We start from the raw sequence: 15884 nt of genomic DNA on the forward strand, positions 1-15884 counted from the left end.
CTTCGGGACGATGCCAACGCCCCACAATCATGCCCAAATGAAACTATTACGTATGAGCCAGGGGCTTTCAATGTCTCCGATCGCCATATTTTTTGAGGTGGCTCGTCGTCTGCGCCGCCGCAAGGTCGAAGCAAGCAGGCGATCTTAACCCGGACGCCGCATCGCTTGCTCCGGGTGATTCCGGCCGAGCCTGATGCGTTTCCTGCGCCAATGAAAGGCTATGCGTTCTCGGAGTTTGCCATGTCGATGAAAATGCACGTCGCGGAAGCGAAGCCAGGACAGCTGGCAACGACGTATCAACACTACTTTATTGAGCGTCCCTGCCGGATTCTCATCATTGGCCAGCACCTCAAGGCAAAGACCAAATATCAATGCCTGCTGCGTCACATTTCGATCGCCGGCGCCATGCTCGATTTCAATGCCGCACTGATCGTGCCGAAACACTTCTTCCTCGAGATCGACGGATTCAAGGAAGAGATCGGCTGTTCCCAGGTCCACCGCAGCGGCGCGGAACTCGGCGTGCGCTTCAACATGCTGCTGGCGCCCGATTTCATCAGCCGGTTGATCCGCATGCAATTTTCAAGCGGTGGCTTTTGATTGTGGCCGGCTCCGGTACACGGAAAATGACCGATGTTAGATTTTTATCGAACTCCTTCAGGGGATTGCAAACTTCTCAACCGAAACTGCACTCGACTTACCTCGGCATTCACGCGAGGATTAAGCGTGGGCGAATGAGTTGCCCACGATCGAAGGCCGAGTTTGGCAATGATCGCATTTCGCGATCCGGCGTTGGCGGAGAATGACAGATGCAGCAGACGATGTATTCCTGCGTGCCCTCGCCGTTCTACGAGCGTCGCTACGAACGCTTTTCCATCGGCCATGCCGCCACCCTGACGACGGTGCAGCCGGGCCTTGGCAGCGTGTCTGTCAGGACCTGTCGGATGATCGACATTTCCCGCGGTGGCGCCAGCTTTGCCGTGCAGACCACCATCGGCCTGCCGCAGCATTATTATCTCCATATCATCGGCACAGCACTCCGCATCGGCTGCGCCGAGGTCTATCGCAACGGCGATCGCGTCGGCGTGCAATTCATCAAGCCGATCGAACAGAGCCTGCTGCGCGAGATCATCCGCCAGGAATTCTTTACCGGCCAGAACGCAAAAACGCCCAAGCGCCGCTGATGCCTCTGCGGCCGGCGCAACGGGCGTCAAAACGCAACAATTCGCGACGGCTTTCTCATCAAGGCGATTCCGCATTGCCGAAGCATGGGTTAAGTTCCGCGAACTTTGTTCGAACGGGGCCTTATATAAAGCATGTCCGCATTCTCTCGCTTCACGCCGCTCATCCAATCCCTGCCCTCCACCATTCCCTTCGTCGGGCCTGAGGCCATTGAGCGCCAGCGCGGGCGCGCCATCGCGGCCCGTATTGGCGCCAACGAAAGCGGGTTCGGACCTGCTGAAAGCGTCGTGCAGGCGATGCGAGAGGCGGCAACGGGAACGTGGAAATATGCGGACCCGGAAAACCATGATCTGAAGCAGGCGCTGGCTGCCCGGCTTGGTGTCCCTGCCGCCAACATTGCGATCGGCGAAGGCATCGATGGCCTGCTCGGGCAGATCGTGCGGCTCGTCATCGAACCCGGCATGCCGGTCGTCACATCGCTCGGTGCCTATCCGACCTTCAACTATCACGTCGTCGGTCACGGGGGCCGGCTGGTGACGGTGCCGTATGTCGGCGATCGCGAGGACCTCGATGGCTTGCTTGCAGCCGTCGAAAAGGAAAACGCCCCGCTCGTCTATTTCGCCAATCCTGACAATCCGATGGGAAGCTGGTGGGACGCCGAGCGCATCGTCGAGTTCGCCAGGGCCTTGCCCGAAACAACGCTCTTCATTCTTGACGAAGCCTATTGCGAAACCGCTCCTGCTGGGGCCCTACCCGCCATCAACAGCTTGATCGACATGCCAAATGTCGTGAGGACTCGGACCTTCTCCAAGGCCTATGGCCTTGCCGGGTCACGGGTTGGTTACGTCATCACCACGCCCGGGACTGCCCAGGCATTCGACAAGATCCGCAATCATTTCGGGATGAACCGGATCGGCGTGGCGGCGGCGGTGGCGGCGCTTGCGGATCAGGATTATCTGAACTCGGTAACGGCAAGGATCGCGCATTCGCGCGAACGCATCGCAGAGATCGCCAGGCGCAACGGATTGTCGCCGCTCGTTTCTGCGACCAATTTCGTTGCGATCGATTGTGGACGGGACGCGGTCTATGCGCGTGCGATCGTCGATACACTGATGAGCGACCACGGCATCTTCATCCGCATGCCCGGCGTAGCCCCGCTCAATCGCTGCATTCGCGTCAGCACCGGGCCGGAAGCGGAGATGGATCTGCTTGAAGCTGCCCTGCCGCAGGTTCTGGCCAAACTGGCAGGCGGCCAATAGGCCTTCATCTCCGGCGCCTGCGCGCTGGCGGGCGCCGCTGGACGGGAGCTTGCTCCCGCCTTGTCGTTCAGTGAACGGTCATCCATTCGCGGGCGGCACGAAGCGCGGCTGCGAGGTCGGATTTGCTCATGGTCATCGAGAGGTCAGCGCGCAGATCAACGGCGCGGTCGCAGCCCTTGATCGCGGCAATGTTCAGCCATTTGTGGGCGGCCACCAGATCGACCGGCCGACCGCGGCCGGTCGCATAGGCCAGACCCATTTCGCAGAACACGTCCGCCTGGTTTTCACCACCCATCGCGGTATTCGAAGCAACCTGCATATCAAAGCGTGCCATTGTCTTGTCCCTGTTTTGCCTGGTTGGTTTTCCGAAGCGGCCCGCCCTTTGGAGGCGGACCATGCTCCAGATCAGCATTCGTTTTTGGTCCCTGTTCGACCGCGCCTCTTTGTGGGCCTTTCCGAACCGCGCCATCTTTTGCAGCGTCGTCTTCGGTCATTTGGCGGGGTGAATTTCTCCGCTCGTCTTATGGGTCTTACTATGCAGCACGGCCTTCAATACGCGCTTAAAATGCATGATTAATTTGCGACAAACAAAGTCCAAACACTTGGTAAACTTGAGTTTTTGTTAAACATCGAAAGGCCGGAAATCCGGCGCATTCGAATAAAAATTTACGAAATATTCAACTGCCGATTTCAACCAAACGGTAACCACGAAACAAGCACCCGGCCTGCCAACGCCGTCCTTCCTCGATTTTTCTCCGCCTGAACCCGGCAAAGAAAAAGCATAAACGGCCTTGTTCAAGCCAGTTTACCTTTACGTACGCGTAAGCTATCGTGCGCGCGGCGGTGAGGAGACTGCCTTTCAAACGAGGATATCTGCAGAGATGCCGGCGAAGCGGACCGCGCCGGCAACTTCTATCTGGAGGAATGAATGTACCGTACCCTGTTCATGACCGCGGCTCTCGCTCTTGGCGTCGTCGGAACGGCCGTTGCCGCCGAACCGATCGTCGGCAACTGGAAGACCGCAACCGGCGCTACGGCCGAGATTGCCCCTTGCGGCGGCGCTTTCTGCGTCACGCTGAAGACTGGCAAACACGCCGGCAAGCGGATCGGCAACCTGTCCGGCACGGATGGCAGCTATTCCGGAGAGATCACCGATCCCGAAACCGACAAGACCTATAGCGGCTCGGGTGCAGTCAGCGGCAACTCGCTGAAGATGAAGGGCTGCGTGCTCAAGATTCTCTGCAAATCGCAGACCTGGTCGCGCCTCTAGCTAGAGCATGTCGCGCAAAAGTGTGCCGCGCGTTTGCGATAACGGCATGCGTAAAACAAGAACTTAAATCGCGAGATCGCGACGCGCTTTAAGATCGATACAAAAGGGTGGCCATCGGGGTCGCTCCCAGAGCGTTGACAAACCCGCCGATATTTTCGGTGGGTTTTGTTTTTGAAATGTCAGGCGCATCCAGCCGCCTGCCAAAGACCGCCCATCTGCCGCATCGTTGGCTTGGGCGCGCGCCCTGCCCCGCGAGAACGGCGGCTATTTCAATCGCAAGATGAACGCCAGATGAACGACCGTATCAGCAAGAGTTCAGTTTGGTTGTGCGAAAACACGCTCAATCGATTTGAACCGCCTCCAGACCAACGGACAGAACCATGGACATTCTTGCTCGGCGCCTCACTATTATCAGCCTTCTTATGGTTGTTTTTGCGATGACCCTCGCGGCCGCAGTCAGCGCAGATACCGAACGTCGCCGCAGCAACACTTATCTCGGCTCGCTGACGGATTGCACAGCGCATACAGCGCAATACTGCCAAGCCAAGCTCTAAGGGAGAAACCGACATGCTGGCCGCCCTTTCCACATCCGCCTTTCTCTCGCTGCGTGTTCTTGCACTTGCCAGCCTGCTGATGGCGCCGGTTGGGGCGCTCGCCTATAGCAAGGCCAATGGCCTCGGCATCGGCAAGCAGGGCGCCGGCCTCGTTCTCTTCGTGACGCTGCAGCGTCAATCCATGAGCTGACCGAAGGCGCCACCGGCGCCTTTTAATTTGCCTGTCTCTCTTGCATCGCCGAGCGCCTTCCTGTCCTTTCACGGCTGAAAGGATCTGCTATCGATGCCAGCCTATGCCGTCTATTCCCTTGCCGCCCTTGCCGAGATCGCAGGATGTTTCGCCTTCTGGGCCTGGCTGAAACTCGACAAGCCGATCTGGTGGCTGATCCCGGGCATGGCGTCGCTGGCACTGTTTGCCTGGCTGCTGACACTGATCGACAGCTCGGCAGCCGGCCGAGCCTATGCGGCCTACGGCGGGGTCTATATCGCCGCGTCACTCATCTGGCTGTGGCTTGCCGAAGGCGTGCGGCCCGATCGCTGGGATCTGACCGGAATGGTCGTCGCGCTCATAGGCAGCGCCCTCATCCTTGCTGGACCACGCTAAGACCGCTTCTGCATAATGCCTTAAAGGCATTTATGCAGAGAGTTTAAAGCGTTACAGCGTCCTTTGCGCGTCATATCTGACGCGCAACGCTGTAAAGTTGTTCTGCCAGACGCGGTTGTGCATGCCAGCATCTTGTCGTTTGCTTGTCAGAGGCCTCAGCCTATAATGCGACATGAACAAGCGAATCTCTTCACACTCCGTCCTTTCCGTCTCCACACCCGATCCGTTCGAGCCGCAGTTCTTCGATGATCCGGCGGCGGCAGTCGATTGCCTGGAGGCGCTCTACGATCGCAATACCCGGTTCCTCACAGAGGCTTTCGAGGGGCTGGGCAAGAACGGCGTGACCCTGACGCGCTACCGCGCCTGCTACCCGCAGGTCAGCATCGAGACCAGCAGCTTCGGCCATGTCGATTCCCGCCTGTCCTACGGTTATGTCAGCGCACCGGGCGTCTACACCACGACGATCACGCGACCAAAACTGTTTCGGCACTATCTGAAGGAACAGTTGGGGCACCTGATGCGTAATCACGGCCTCGGCATTACCGTGTCCGAATCCTCCACCCCGGTCCCGCTGCATTTCGCCTTCGGCGAAGGCGCCCACGTCGAAGCGTCGGCGGGCGAAGCCATCGATATTCCGCTACGCGACCTGTTCGACGCACCTGATCTGACGACGACCGACGACGAGATCGCCAACGGCTCCTACGAACCTGGCCCGGGCGAACCCTCCCCGCTTGCACCGTTCACCGCGCAGCGCATCGACTATTCGCTTGCCCGCCTCAGCCACTACACGGCCACGAGTGCGACGCATTTCCAGAACTTCGTACTGTTCACCAACTATCAGTTCTACATCGACGAGTTCTGCGCCTGGGCGCGCCAGCAGATGGCGGAGGGCGGCAACGGCTACACGGCCTTCGTCGAGCCCGGCAACATCATCACGCCTGCCGGTTCCGACAAGCCGGAAACGGACTATACGCTCGCCCGCCTGCCGCAGATGCCCGCCTACCACCTGAAGAAGAAGGGCCACGGCGGCATCACCATGGTCAATATCGGCGTTGGCCCATCGAACGCCAAGACGATCACCGACCATATCGCCGTGCTGCGCCCGCATGTCTGGCTGATGCTCGGGCACTGCGCCGGGCTCAGGAACAGCCAGCGCCTCGGCGACTATGTTCTTGCCCATGCCTATATGCGCGAAGACCATGTGCTGGACGACGACCTGCCGGTCTGGATCCCCCTGCCGGCACTTGCCGAAGTGCAGGTGGCGTTGCAGGACGCCGTGGCGGAGGTCACCGGCTACCGCGACTATGATCTCAAGCAGATCATGCGCACCGGCACCGTTGCCACCATCGACAACCGCAACTGGGAACTGCGCGACCAGCGCGGACCGGTCAAGCGCCTGTCGCAGGCGCGCGCGATCGCACTCGACATGGAATCGGCGACGATCGCGGCCAACGGCTTCCGCTTCCGCGTGCCCTACGGCACGCTGCTTTGCGTTTCAGACAAGCCGCTTCACGGCGAGTTGAAGCTTCCGGGCATGGCAACAGCCTTCTACCGGACACAGGTCAGCCAGCATCTGAAGATCGGGATCCTCGCTTTGCAGAAACTTGCGGCGATGCCGCCTGAGAAGCTGCACTCCCGCAAGCTCAGAAGCTTCTACGAGACGTCGTTCCAGTAACCGTGACGGCGCCTACGGCTTTCTCTGCAGAAGCATCGACAGCATCGTGCCCGCGACAGCGGACACGATGATCAGCAGATGCGCGTTGACGCCGGCGCCGGCCAATTGCTCCAGCGCTGCGCGGTCCGCCCCTGCTCCGAAAGAAACGGCGCCGGCGGCGATCGCTGCGGGATAAGTGCCGACGCCCGCCGGCGCGTGCATCGGCAAGACGGAGGAGAGTTCGCCGCCAAGAGCCCCGCCAAAACAGGCAGCAAGCGGCGCGACACCCATGATCGCCAGAACCCAGGCGAGAACCACCACCTTGACCGCCCAATTCAGAATGGTCATCGCCCAGGCCCTGAGGAATGCCTTTGTCGTGCCGGGCAGACCTGTATCCAGCTCTTCGACGATCGATTCCAGTCTTGCCGGCAGCAACCGCCGCGCCAGGGCGACAACGCGATCCTTCAACAGAAAGAACGGAAGTGGCGCGACCAGCGCCGCGATCCAGAGCGCCCAGGCGACGCCTGATCCGCGGCCAAAAACCAGGCCGACTGCGGCGACCGTCAACAGGGCATGCAGGTCGAGCAGCCGCATGACCAGAAGTGCCGCGGTCCCCCGCGCCAGCGGGATGGAGAATTCCGACCGCATCAACAGTGGAAAGCTCGTCTCTCCGGCGCGAAAAGGCAACATGATGTTCAGGAGATTGTGGACTTGGGTGACGCGAAACAGCGCCAGAAACCGGCCTGACGTTTCCGCCGGGAAATAATCATAGATGCGATAGCAGCGAATGAAATAGGTGGCGACAAGAAGTATCAGGGCCGCGAGCCCGGAACCGACGCCGATTTTCGTCCATTGATCGAGCAGCGTTCGCCAGCCCCAGATCCACTGGACAAAAACCGCATAGGCGACAATCGCCGCGGCCGATATCAGCGTCACACGGTTGCGCGCCAGCCACGATCGCCGCTCGAACTCGCAGCCAGAATTCATCAGACGCCGATTTCCCGTGTTGAAACACAACTTTGCACGTTGGTTATCACCGATAACTGTGCAAGAAAATGATTATGTAAGCGCACCCCTATTCTTCCGGCTCGTGCAAGGCGCGCCGAATGCACGAGCGATCCCATGCTGCCCATCGAGCTATCCGTCGTCATCCCAGTCTTCAACGAAGAGGACAGCATTGAGCCGCTCATCACGCGCGTCAGTGACGCCATGGTGAATTTTTCAGCCCCTTGGGAGCTGATCCTGGTCGATGACGGCAGCACCGATCGCACGCTCACCAATGCAAGGAAGGCGCTCTGTCGCCCCGATCTTCAGCTGAAAATCATCGAACTGCAGAAGAACTTCGGGCAGACCGCCGCCATGCAATCCGGCATCGACGCGGCGTCCGGCCGGTTGATCGCCACACTCGACGGTGATCTGCAGAACGACCCGGTCGATATTCCCGCTATGGTCAAAGCAATCGAGGAGCGGCAACTCGACCTGCTCGTCGGCTGGCGCAAGAATCGTCAAGATGGGCTGTTGCTCAGAAAAATCCCGTCCTGGTGCGCCAACCGGCTAATCGGCAAGATCACCGGCGTCCGGCTGCACGACTATGGTTGCAGCCTGAAGGTTTACCGCGCCTCGATCATCAAGCAGGTCAAGCTGATGGGCGAGATGCATCGCTTCATCCCCGCCTGGGTCGCAGGGGTCGTACCCAGCAGCCGCATCGGCGAAATGCCGGTGACCCACCACGCGCGCCAGCATGGCCACTCGAAATACGGTATCTCGCGCACCTTCCGCGTGATCCTCGATCTGCTTTCGGTTCTGTTCTTCATGCGCTACAAGGCGCGCCCGGGCCACTTCTTCGGCTCGATCGGGCTTGCAGCCGGGGCGGCGAGCGTCCTCATCCTGCTCTATCTTGCCTTCGACAAGTTCCTTCTCGGCAACGACATCGGCACCCGCCCGATGCTGATCGTTGGCGTGATGCTGTTTCTGTCGTCGGTGCAACTCGTGACAACAGGCATTCTCGCCGAGATGATGGCGCGTGCCTATTTCCGCGACGACGAAACCACCAGCTATATCGTGCGTGAGGTCTTTGTACGGGATCAAACGAATGTTTGAGTTCGTCGAGCGGCGACCCAACCTCGTCACCGCCCTACTCGCCGGCTATTTCCTGCTCTGCATCAGCCTGCGTCTCGCCGTTTCGAATTCGCTCGAAATCGACGAGGCGGAGCAGGCATTCGTGTCGCAGTTCCTGCGGCTCGGTTACGGCGCGCAACCGCCCTTCTACAACTGGCTGCAATACGGGCTTGCATCCGTTTTCGGACCGTCTCTCGCGACGATGACGGTGCTCAAGAACCTGCTTCTGTTTCTTTGCTGTCTCTTCTATGGCTTCGCCGCGCGCGAAGTCCTTGCAGAAAAGCGCCTGGCGCTGATTGCCATGCTCGGCGTGCTGACACTGCCGCCGATTTTCCTACTTGCGCAGCGTGACCTTTCCCATACGGTCGCGGCACTGTTCGCCGTATCACTGTTTCTCTACGGCTTCCTGCGGACATTGGTCCGGCCGAGTCTCGCGGCCTATCTGCTGACCGGCCTTGCTGTCGGCATCGGCTTCATCTCCAAGTACAATTTTGCGCTTGTACCCGCCGCTGCCGTCCTTGCCATTCTGCCGGAACCCAAGCTACGCGAGCGCCTTTTCGACTGGCGTATCCTGGTCTCGCTGTTGGTTGCGGCACTGATCGCTTTGCCGCATGGCTGGTGGATCCTCGAAAACCTCGGCTCCGCCTCAAACAACACCTTTCTTGAGATGCGCGAGGCCCATTCCGAAGGCCGCCTCGCACAGGCGTTCGGCGGCGTGGTTTCGCTCATTGCCGCCACGATCCGCGGCGGTATCGTGCCGCTGATCGTGTTCGGACTCATATTCCGCAAGAGCATTCCTGCGATTTGGTCGGCGCAAAGCCAATGGACTCGCGTTGTCGGCCGTATGCTTGCAATCTGCCTCGTGGCAGTCCTATTGATTGTTCTGGGGGTCGGAGCCACGCATATCCGGGAAAAGTGGCTCGTGCTCTTCCTGATTCTCCTGCCGCTCTATCTCTGCCTCAAGGTCGAAGCGGCTGGCGTCGATGCCGCGTTTAAACTTCGACCGTTCCTGTGGCTCGTGGCCTTCATCGTGCTCACTACGCTGATGGTGGTTTCCGCCCGCGCAATCGTGCGGCCGCTCTTCGGCAAATATTCGCGATTGAGCATTCCCTACGCCACGCTGGCCGAAGCGGTCGTTAAGCTCGGGGGTCGCGAACCGGCCCTGATCCTTGCGAAAGACAGGTTGATCGGTGGCAACCTTCGCACGCACCTTCACGATGCTCCCGTGCTCACCCCCGGCTATCTTGACGCAGGGACGGCCAGCGCATCGTTGCCGCTGCTCGTCGTCTGGAGCGATGACGGCAAGGCGGAGCCAATCCTGCCCGAGGCGCTGGCAAACGCCATGAAAACGCGTGGATTTTCGACGACGTCGGCAACGCCACAGGTTCTGTCCCTGCCCTACCTGCACGGCAAGGCTGAAGACCGGTACACTTTCGGCTACCTCTGGGTCAGGGACTGACCCGGGGTCACGAACTAGACCGGTCGGCGCCGACGAGCAGTTTGAGTTCGCCGGGATGGATCCTCAACGCGACGTCGCGGCCCATTGGCAGAAGTTCGCCATCGATAACGCAGTTGATCTTCCGGTCGACCTTGGGGAAATGCAGGTCCAAAGCATGGCCGCTCATCTCGGTAATAACCGGATTGTCGCGGAACTTGCCGCGCAGCACGTCGAGCGCAAGCTTGGCAACGCCGGGCGGGCTCAACGGCGGTGCCGTGTAGAAGCCGAGATGGCCGGCGGTCACGTCATCAGCATACATCAGCGTATCGCGCCCGAACGGGTTGTTCGACACGGACACAGCCGAAACGTGCCGGCTTTCATGGTGACCATCCACGTCGAACTCGATCTCGAAATCCGGCGGATTGAGAATGACCCCGACCGCAGCGCGTGTGCTCGCCGTGATCTTGCCCAGGCGCGATCGAAAACTGAACGATTCGCGGTAGCGCACCATGCGAGCATGCAGACCCATCGAGAACTGGTGGACGAAGGCTCGGCCATCGGCGCTGCCGATATCGCCGTCGATGATCGTGCCCTGCGCCAGAACTTCCGGCACCTTCCAGATATCGAGCGGCAATTTCAGCGTGCGCGCAAAAAGGTTCATCGTCCCCGCAGGAACGACCCCAAGCGGCATGCCGGTTTTCCAGGCAACGCCCGCGGCTGCCGAAATCGTACCGTCGCCGCCACCCGCCACGATTGCGTCGAGATCGTCGCGCCGGCAGGTCTTTTCCAGGGTCTCCTGCATCTCGGCGCCCGAGACGGTCGCGATCTCGATCTGGTGACCCGCATCGCGAAAGACCGCCTCAACCCTGTTGCCATAGGCCGCCATGTCCGTCGTTCGGAAGGTCCCACCATCCCGATTGAAGATAGCTTTGATTTTCATGAAAGGCTTACAGGCTCCATTGCCGTGGCACACGGGCGTCCACTGCGATGAGATAATCGCAATCGGCGCCGTTTCCAGAGCCTTACCAAAACTTAACCTTGAACCCGCGTCGGCGGGCGCTCGAATTCACCGTCGCTGCCCACCTTTGTCTGCAGGGCGGCAACGTCGCCGACCTGCTTCGGCGTCACTCCGGCAGCTTGAGCGGACCACCTGTCTTGATCGAGCGGATGGCGAAGTTGGAACGGATGTCAGTCACGCCGGGCATGGCCAGCAATGTCTCCGTCAGCAGCGTCTCATAGGCGGAGAGATCTTCGACGACGACCTCAGCAAGAAAATCGGCATTTCCGGAGATCAGGAAGCAGGAGACAACTTCGGGAATGGCAAGCAGCGCCTCTTGCTGACGCTGGGCATTCTCGCGGCTGTGCTGGCCGACCTTGATTTCCACGAAAACGGTCAGGCCGAGCCCGACTTCCTTGCGATCGATGTCGGCCCGATAACCGCGCAGGATCCCCGATTTCTCCAGATTGCGGATGCGCCGCAGGCATGGCGACGGCGACAGATTGACACGTTCGGCAATCTCCACGTTCGTTGCCCGCGCGTCCTCCTGTAAGATCTTGAGAATCGCGAGATCGAATTTATCTAGACTTGGCATAGTTGATAATCCAGTGAGGCCGTATTGGCATATGATTGCGCACCATAGGCCATTTGAAGCATAAATCGCAAGGACATGCCCCGCCCCCAGGCAGTAATCTTCTTCCCAGGCCCAAGCGATTGTGGGCATTTAAATCGGGAAGGAAAATCAGATGGTTGCGCTCACACTCGATCGCGGCAACGCCACGCCTGTCGCCGCCGGCTATGCCGGCGCCTTCGTCACCGTCCTGATCTGGGCGGGGTGGATTCTTGCGACACGGCATACCGCCGGCACCGCACTCGGCACAATCGATCTCGGCCTCATCCGCTACGGCGTTCCTGCGCTGGTTCTTGCACCGGTTTGGCTCAAGATCGGGCTCCTGCCGCGCAAGCTTCCGCTGCTCCTGCTTCTCCTGATGGTGGCTGGTTCCGGCGCGCTGTTCTTTCAGGTCGCGGCCTTCGCCATCCATGCGACGCCCGCCTCTTCGGTCGGCGTGCTGCTCGGGGGCTCGATGCCGCTGGCGACGGCGCTGATCGGCATCACCCTCTTCGGAGAGCGTCCAGACCGGATGCGCATCGTCGGCTTTGCCGCCATCGTTGCGGGCGTTGCCCTTCTGCTCGCCCGCAGCCTTGCCGGCACCACTGGCACCGGCTGGACCGGCTACGCCCTCCTTCCGGCGGCAGCCACGCTCTGGGCGATCTATACCCACGCCTTCCGGCGCTCCGGCCTCAGCCCGCTCGAAGGCAGTGCACTGATCGCCGTCTGGTCTTTTCTTATCCACCTGCTGCTTGCCGGCATCTTCGGCAGCACGCTTGCAAGCGTTCCGCTGAAGGAGATCGCGCTGCAAATCACCAGCCAGGGCCTGCTCTCGGGCCTCGTCGCGATGGTCGCCTATGGCGTGGCCGTTCGCAGCCTCGGCGGAACTCAGGCCGCCGCCTTCACCGCGCTGACCCCGGTACTGGCAATGTTCGGCGGCGCAATTCTTCTCGGTGAACAGATCGGCCCGTTCGAAATTGTCGCCGCCATTGTCACGGCGGTCGGCGTGGCGCTCTCGACCGGCATCCTTTCACCGCGCAAGGCGTGAAGGATCAGAACGGAAAATGGCCCGGAAGCGAAAGCTTCCGGGCCACTCTGTTGCTTGGTACCGTCATTTTCAGCCGTGAACGATCTCGCGATGCTTCTGCAGCCGGTGGCCATAGGCCTGGCTGACGCGGTCGAAGATGATGGCGATGCCGACGATGGCCAGGCCGTTGAAGATGCCGAGCGTGAAGTACTGGTTGGCGATCGCCTTCAGCACCGGCTGCCCGAGCCCTTGAACCCCGATCATCGAGGCGATGACCACCATGGCCAGCGCCATCATGATCGTCTGGTTAATGCCGGCCATGATCGTCGGTAGCGCCAAGGGCATCTGCACATTCTTCAGTTTCTGCCAGCCCGAGGAGCCGAAGGCGTCTGCCGCCTCCAGCACATCCTTGTCGACGAGGCGGATGCCGAGGTTGGTGAGCCTGATCATCGGCGGGATGGCGTAGATCACCACCGCAATCAGCCCCGGAACCTTGCCGATCCCGAGCAGCATGACCACCGGAATCAGATAGACGAAGCTCGGCATGGTCTGCATCACGTCGAGAATCGGATTGACGACATTCTGGACTCGGTCCGAGCGCGACATGACGATGCCGAGCGGTATGCCGATGGCGATCGACAGCACGGTACAGACGAAGATCATCGAGATCGTCTTCATCGTATCGTCCCACATGTCGAAATAGCCGATGAGCAACAGCGTGCCGATACAGCCGGCGACGATCTTCCAGTTCCGGCTCGCAAACCAGGCGAGAACCGCGATCAGCAGGATGATGATCGGCCAGGGCGTGCGCGTCATGAAGCGCTCCGACTGGATCAGAAAGAATTGCAACGGCTCGAAGAACGCTTCGATACCGTCGCCATAAGCGCGCGTGAAGGTGCGAAAACCCTCGTCGATCGCCTTTTTCAACGCCCGCAGGCGGTCGTCATCCATATGCGGAAACTGGGTCAGCCATTCCATCAAATTGCCCTTCACTGCTCCCCGACGGCGGCCCCGTTTGTTTGTTTTTGTCCGCCGACAATCACCTAGAGCGTTTCCGGATCAAGCGGAGATTCGGAAACGCTCTATCTCCTTGTTTTCACAAATTTCCTTGCGGAAAATCGCTTCGCACTTTTCCAGGAAATGCTTTAGCAGGCGGCGCACTGAACGGTGCGCCGCCCAATTGCGTCAGTCGATGGCCATCAAAGCGCCGACTTCACCTTCTCCGCGACATCAGACGAGACCCAGGTGGTCCAGATGTCAGGGTTTTCCTGGAGGAAGTGCTTTGCACCTTCCTCGCCGCTGGCCTGGTTGTCGGTCATCCAGGCCATCAGCTTGTTGACGGTGTCGTTGGTCCAGGCACGCTTGTTCAGGTAGTCCAAAGCCGGGCCGGCGCGATCGGCGAACGTCTTGGTCAGGAGCGTCTGGACCTTGTCCTTCGGCCAGTCGTTCTTCTTCGGGTCCGGGCAATCGGCAACCGTGTTGCACCGCTTCCACTCCGCTGCATCCGCCTCGACGCCGTGGCCGAGCTTCACCATCTCGTATTTGCCGAGAAGTGCCGTCGGCGCCCAGTAGTAGCCGACCCATCCCTGCTTGCGTTCATAGGCCTTGGCAATCGAGCCATCGAGGCCGGCGGCCGAGCCGGTATCAACAAGCGTGAAGCCGGCTGCCTCGCCGCCATAAGCCTTGTAGAGCTGGGTCGTAACAACCGTGCCGCCCCAACCCTGCGGGCCGTTGAAGACGGCGCCCTTGCTGGCATCTTCCGGATCCGGGAACAGTTCCTTGTGCTTCAGCACATCGTCGATCGTCTTGATGTCGGGATTGGCGTCGACGATATATTTCGGCACCCACCAACCCTGGACGGCGCCGTCGGAAAGCGCGACGGCGGCGCCGACCAGCTTGCCTTCTTCAAGGCCGCGATTGACGACGTCGGGCAGAAGGTCCACCCAGCCTTCCGGCGCAATATCGGGCTGGCCCTTTTCGATCATCGAGGTGATCGTCGGCACGGTATCGCCGACGACGAGCTCGGCGTTGCAGCCATAGCCTTCCGTCAGAATGATCTTGTCGACATTCGCCAGAACCTCGGCGCTTTGCCAGTTCATGTTGGCGATCGTCACGTCGCCGCATTCGGCCGCCGAGGCCGTGCCGGCAAGGCCAAGAAGGCCGGCGGCCAGGCAAGTCGTTGCTAGAAGCTTGTTCATTTCTGTTCCCTCTGTTCTGGCGGTACGTCCCGTCGGACGACCGATCTCACCGCAGTGATCGGTCGCGTGTCAACAGGCTTGGGCCCTACTCAAGAACAACAGGGACCGAACGGCCTGCAGGTCCGTCGGCGCGCTTGGCGCGACAACGGCACCCTCAAGGCTATAGGGTCTTTCCGGCAAGGACTTTCCCATTTGCGTCAACGATTGCCTTTCCCAATGCTCCCGCATTTGTCGGGGCGCCGGAGATGTGGGCTCACCGCTGAGCAGGATGACGTTGCGCCGAGAAAAGCGCGCCGCACACGGGTCCGGTCGTGTGCTTGAAATGAAAGAGGCGCCGAGCCAGAGCTCGACGCCTCCAAATGTTTCCTTTTGCGCGGTCGCGCGAAAACCCGCCCTCACATGTTGGGATAGACCGGTCCCTCGCCGCCCTGCGGCGGCACCCAGTTGATGTTCTGGTTCGGGTCCTTGATGTCGCAGGTCTTGCAGTGCACGCAGTTCTGCGCGTTGATGACGAAGACCGGCTGGCCGTCCTTTTCCACCCATTCATAGACCCCGGCGGGACAGTAGCGCGTCGACGGACCGGCAAAGACGTCGAGCTCCGACGTGCGCTGCAGCTCCGGATTCTTCACCTGCAGGTGGATCGGCTGGTCTTCCTCGTGGTTGGTGTTCGACAGGAACACCGAGGACAGCCGATCGAAGGTCAAAACACCGTCGGGCTTGGGATAGTCGATCTTTTTGTGCTGGGCGGCCGGTTCGAGGCTCTGCGCGTCGGTCTTGCCGTGTTTCAGCGTGCCGAAGAACGAGAAGCCGAACAGCTGGTTGGTCCACATGTCGAGACCGCCGAGCGCTACGCCGACCGCCGTGCCGAACTTCGACCACAGCGGCTTGACGTTCCTGACCCGCTTCAGGTCCTGGCCGATGGCGCTGTCGCGCCAACCACGCTCGATTTCGATCGGCTCGTCATTGGCGCGACCGC

The 15884-nt window shown here is 60.4% G+C and carries 18 protein-coding genes; 11 read left to right on the forward strand and 7 right to left on the reverse strand.

Going from position 1 to position 15884, the window contains the following annotated elements:
- Positions 1–174 precede the first annotated feature (174 nt).
- The 3 genes from C6558_RS35140 (at position 175) to C6558_RS35150 (ending at position 2438) form a co-directional block, all read left to right on the forward strand.
- A complete protein-coding gene (locus C6558_RS35140; RefSeq protein ID WP_244445421.1) occupies positions 175–597 on the forward strand; it encodes a hypothetical protein in 423 nt (140 codons plus the stop codon).
- A gap of 209 nt (positions 598–806) precedes the next feature.
- A complete protein-coding gene (locus C6558_RS35145; protein ID WP_025426373.1) occupies positions 807–1181 on the forward strand; it encodes a PilZ domain-containing protein in 375 nt (124 codons plus the stop codon).
- Positions 1182–1313: 132 nt separating this feature from the next.
- Complete coding sequence (locus C6558_RS35150; RefSeq protein ID WP_025426372.1) at positions 1314–2438, forward strand: pyridoxal phosphate-dependent aminotransferase; 1125 nt, start codon at positions 1314–1316, stop codon at positions 2436–2438.
- 67 nt (positions 2439–2505) lie between these two features.
- Here the strand turns inward: C6558_RS35150 and C6558_RS35155 are convergent, their stop codons facing one another.
- Positions 2506–2772, reverse strand: a complete 267-nt coding sequence (locus C6558_RS35155; RefSeq protein ID WP_025426371.1) for a sel1 repeat family protein — start codon at positions 2770–2772, stop codon at positions 2506–2508.
- Positions 2773–3366: 594 nt separating this feature from the next.
- Here C6558_RS35155 and C6558_RS35160 point away from each other — a divergent pair.
- The 5 genes from C6558_RS35160 to C6558_RS35180 all read left to right on the forward strand — a co-directional run bounded on the left by C6558_RS35160 (position 3367) and on the right by C6558_RS35180 (position 6541).
- Complete coding sequence (locus C6558_RS35160) at positions 3367–3708, forward strand: DUF2147 domain-containing protein (protein WP_025426370.1); 342 nt, start codon at positions 3367–3369, stop codon at positions 3706–3708.
- A gap of 380 nt (positions 3709–4088) precedes the next feature.
- Positions 4089–4262 carry a hypothetical protein gene (locus tag C6558_RS35165; RefSeq protein ID WP_025426369.1) on the forward strand — a complete coding sequence of 58 codons (174 nt, stop codon included), beginning with the start codon at positions 4089–4091 and terminating at the stop codon, positions 4260–4262.
- 13 nt (positions 4263–4275) lie between these two features.
- On the forward strand, positions 4276–4452 hold the full coding sequence (locus C6558_RS35170; RefSeq protein WP_162174731.1) for a hypothetical protein: 177 nt from the start codon (positions 4276–4278) through the stop codon (positions 4450–4452).
- Positions 4453–4545: 93 nt separating this feature from the next.
- A complete protein-coding gene (locus tag C6558_RS35175; RefSeq protein WP_025426367.1) occupies positions 4546–4866 on the forward strand; it encodes a YnfA family protein in 321 nt (106 codons plus the stop codon).
- A 172-nt stretch (positions 4867–5038) separates the two neighbouring features.
- Positions 5039–6541: an AMP nucleosidase gene (locus tag C6558_RS35180; RefSeq protein ID WP_025426366.1), complete on the forward strand. Its 1503-nt coding sequence runs from the start codon at positions 5039–5041 to the stop codon at positions 6539–6541.
- Between the two features lie 12 nt (positions 6542–6553).
- Here the strand turns inward: C6558_RS35180 and C6558_RS35185 are convergent, their stop codons facing one another.
- A complete protein-coding gene (locus tag C6558_RS35185) occupies positions 6554–7507 on the reverse strand; it encodes a lysylphosphatidylglycerol synthase transmembrane domain-containing protein (RefSeq protein WP_025426365.1) in 954 nt (317 codons plus the stop codon).
- Between the two features lie 135 nt (positions 7508–7642).
- Between C6558_RS35185 and C6558_RS35190 the strand changes: the two genes are divergently transcribed.
- Entirely contained in the window at positions 7643–8620 is a 978-nt protein-coding gene (locus tag C6558_RS35190; RefSeq protein ID WP_025426364.1) for a glycosyltransferase family 2 protein, read from the forward strand.
- Positions 8613–10097 (forward strand): glycosyltransferase family 39 protein, encoded by a 1485-nt coding sequence (locus C6558_RS35195; RefSeq protein WP_025426363.1) that lies wholly within the window; start codon positions 8613–8615, stop codon positions 10095–10097. Before C6558_RS35190 ends, C6558_RS35195 begins: the two co-directional genes overlap by 8 nt.
- A gap of 7 nt (positions 10098–10104) precedes the next feature.
- Here the strand turns inward: C6558_RS35195 and C6558_RS35200 are convergent, their stop codons facing one another.
- Both C6558_RS35200 and C6558_RS35205 read right to left on the reverse strand, forming a co-directional pair.
- Positions 10105–11016 (reverse strand): diacylglycerol kinase family protein, encoded by a 912-nt coding sequence (locus C6558_RS35200; protein ID WP_025426362.1) that lies wholly within the window; start codon positions 11014–11016, stop codon positions 10105–10107.
- Positions 11017–11200: 184 nt separating this feature from the next.
- On the reverse strand, positions 11201–11668 hold the full coding sequence (locus C6558_RS35205; RefSeq protein WP_025426361.1) for an Lrp/AsnC family transcriptional regulator: 468 nt from the start codon (positions 11666–11668) through the stop codon (positions 11201–11203).
- Positions 11669–11819: 151 nt separating this feature from the next.
- On the opposite strand from C6558_RS35205, the gene C6558_RS35210 reads away from it, so the two are divergent.
- A complete protein-coding gene (locus tag C6558_RS35210; RefSeq protein WP_025426360.1) occupies positions 11820–12731 on the forward strand; it encodes a DMT family transporter in 912 nt (303 codons plus the stop codon).
- Between the two features lie 69 nt (positions 12732–12800).
- On the opposite strand, the gene C6558_RS35215 is transcribed toward C6558_RS35210, so the two are convergent.
- The 3 genes from C6558_RS35215 to C6558_RS35225 form a co-directional block, all read right to left on the reverse strand.
- Positions 12801–13688 (reverse strand): proline/glycine betaine ABC transporter permease, encoded by an 888-nt coding sequence (locus C6558_RS35215; RefSeq protein ID WP_025426359.1) that lies wholly within the window; start codon positions 13686–13688, stop codon positions 12801–12803.
- A 221-nt stretch (positions 13689–13909) separates the two neighbouring features.
- Complete coding sequence (locus C6558_RS35220) at positions 13910–14908, reverse strand: ABC transporter substrate-binding protein (protein WP_025426358.1); 999 nt, start codon at positions 14906–14908, stop codon at positions 13910–13912.
- A gap of 395 nt (positions 14909–15303) precedes the next feature.
- On the reverse strand, positions 15304–15884 hold a 581-nt coding region (locus C6558_RS35225), incomplete at its 5' end, for a 4Fe-4S dicluster domain-containing protein (protein ID WP_199197108.1).

Origin of the sequence: Ensifer sp. NM-2 (genome assembly GCF_003024455.1) — a bacterium.
In the GTDB taxonomy this organism is placed as follows: Bacteria; Pseudomonadota; Alphaproteobacteria; order Rhizobiales; family Rhizobiaceae; genus Ensifer; species Ensifer canadensis.

Excerpts from the sequence above, each read along its gene's own strand:
- C6558_RS35145 (WP_025426373.1), top strand. The coding sequence starts at position 807 with ATGCAGCAGACGATGTATTCCTGCGTGCCCTCGCCGTTCTACGAGCGT.
- C6558_RS35150 (WP_025426372.1), top strand. The coding sequence starts at position 1,314 with ATGTCCGCATTCTCTCGCTTCACGCCGCTCATCCAATCCCTGCCCTCC.
- C6558_RS35155 (WP_025426371.1), bottom strand. The coding sequence starts at position 2,772 with ATGGCACGCTTTGATATGCAGGTTGCTTCGAATACCGCGATGGGTGGT.
- C6558_RS35160 (WP_025426370.1), top strand. The coding sequence starts at position 3,367 with ATGTACCGTACCCTGTTCATGACCGCGGCTCTCGCTCTTGGCGTCGTC.
- C6558_RS35165 (WP_025426369.1), top strand. The coding sequence starts at position 4,089 with ATGGACATTCTTGCTCGGCGCCTCACTATTATCAGCCTTCTTATGGTT.
- C6558_RS35170 (WP_162174731.1), top strand. The coding sequence starts at position 4,276 with ATGCTGGCCGCCCTTTCCACATCCGCCTTTCTCTCGCTGCGTGTTCTT.
- C6558_RS35175 (WP_025426367.1), top strand. The coding sequence starts at position 4,546 with ATGCCAGCCTATGCCGTCTATTCCCTTGCCGCCCTTGCCGAGATCGCA.
- C6558_RS35180 (WP_025426366.1), top strand. The coding sequence starts at position 5,039 with ATGAACAAGCGAATCTCTTCACACTCCGTCCTTTCCGTCTCCACACCC.
- C6558_RS35185 (WP_025426365.1), bottom strand. The coding sequence starts at position 7,507 with ATGAATTCTGGCTGCGAGTTCGAGCGGCGATCGTGGCTGGCGCGCAAC.
- C6558_RS35190 (WP_025426364.1), top strand. The coding sequence starts at position 7,643 with ATGCTGCCCATCGAGCTATCCGTCGTCATCCCAGTCTTCAACGAAGAG.
- C6558_RS35195 (WP_025426363.1), top strand. The coding sequence starts at position 8,613 with ATGTTTGAGTTCGTCGAGCGGCGACCCAACCTCGTCACCGCCCTACTC.
- C6558_RS35200 (WP_025426362.1), bottom strand. The coding sequence starts at position 11,016 with ATGAAAATCAAAGCTATCTTCAATCGGGATGGTGGGACCTTCCGAACG.
- C6558_RS35205 (WP_025426361.1), bottom strand. The coding sequence starts at position 11,668 with ATGCCAAGTCTAGATAAATTCGATCTCGCGATTCTCAAGATCTTACAG.
- C6558_RS35210 (WP_025426360.1), top strand. The coding sequence starts at position 11,820 with ATGGTTGCGCTCACACTCGATCGCGGCAACGCCACGCCTGTCGCCGCC.
- C6558_RS35215 (WP_025426359.1), bottom strand. The coding sequence starts at position 13,688 with ATGGAATGGCTGACCCAGTTTCCGCATATGGATGACGACCGCCTGCGG.
- C6558_RS35220 (WP_025426358.1), bottom strand. The coding sequence starts at position 14,908 with ATGAACAAGCTTCTAGCAACGACTTGCCTGGCCGCCGGCCTTCTTGGC.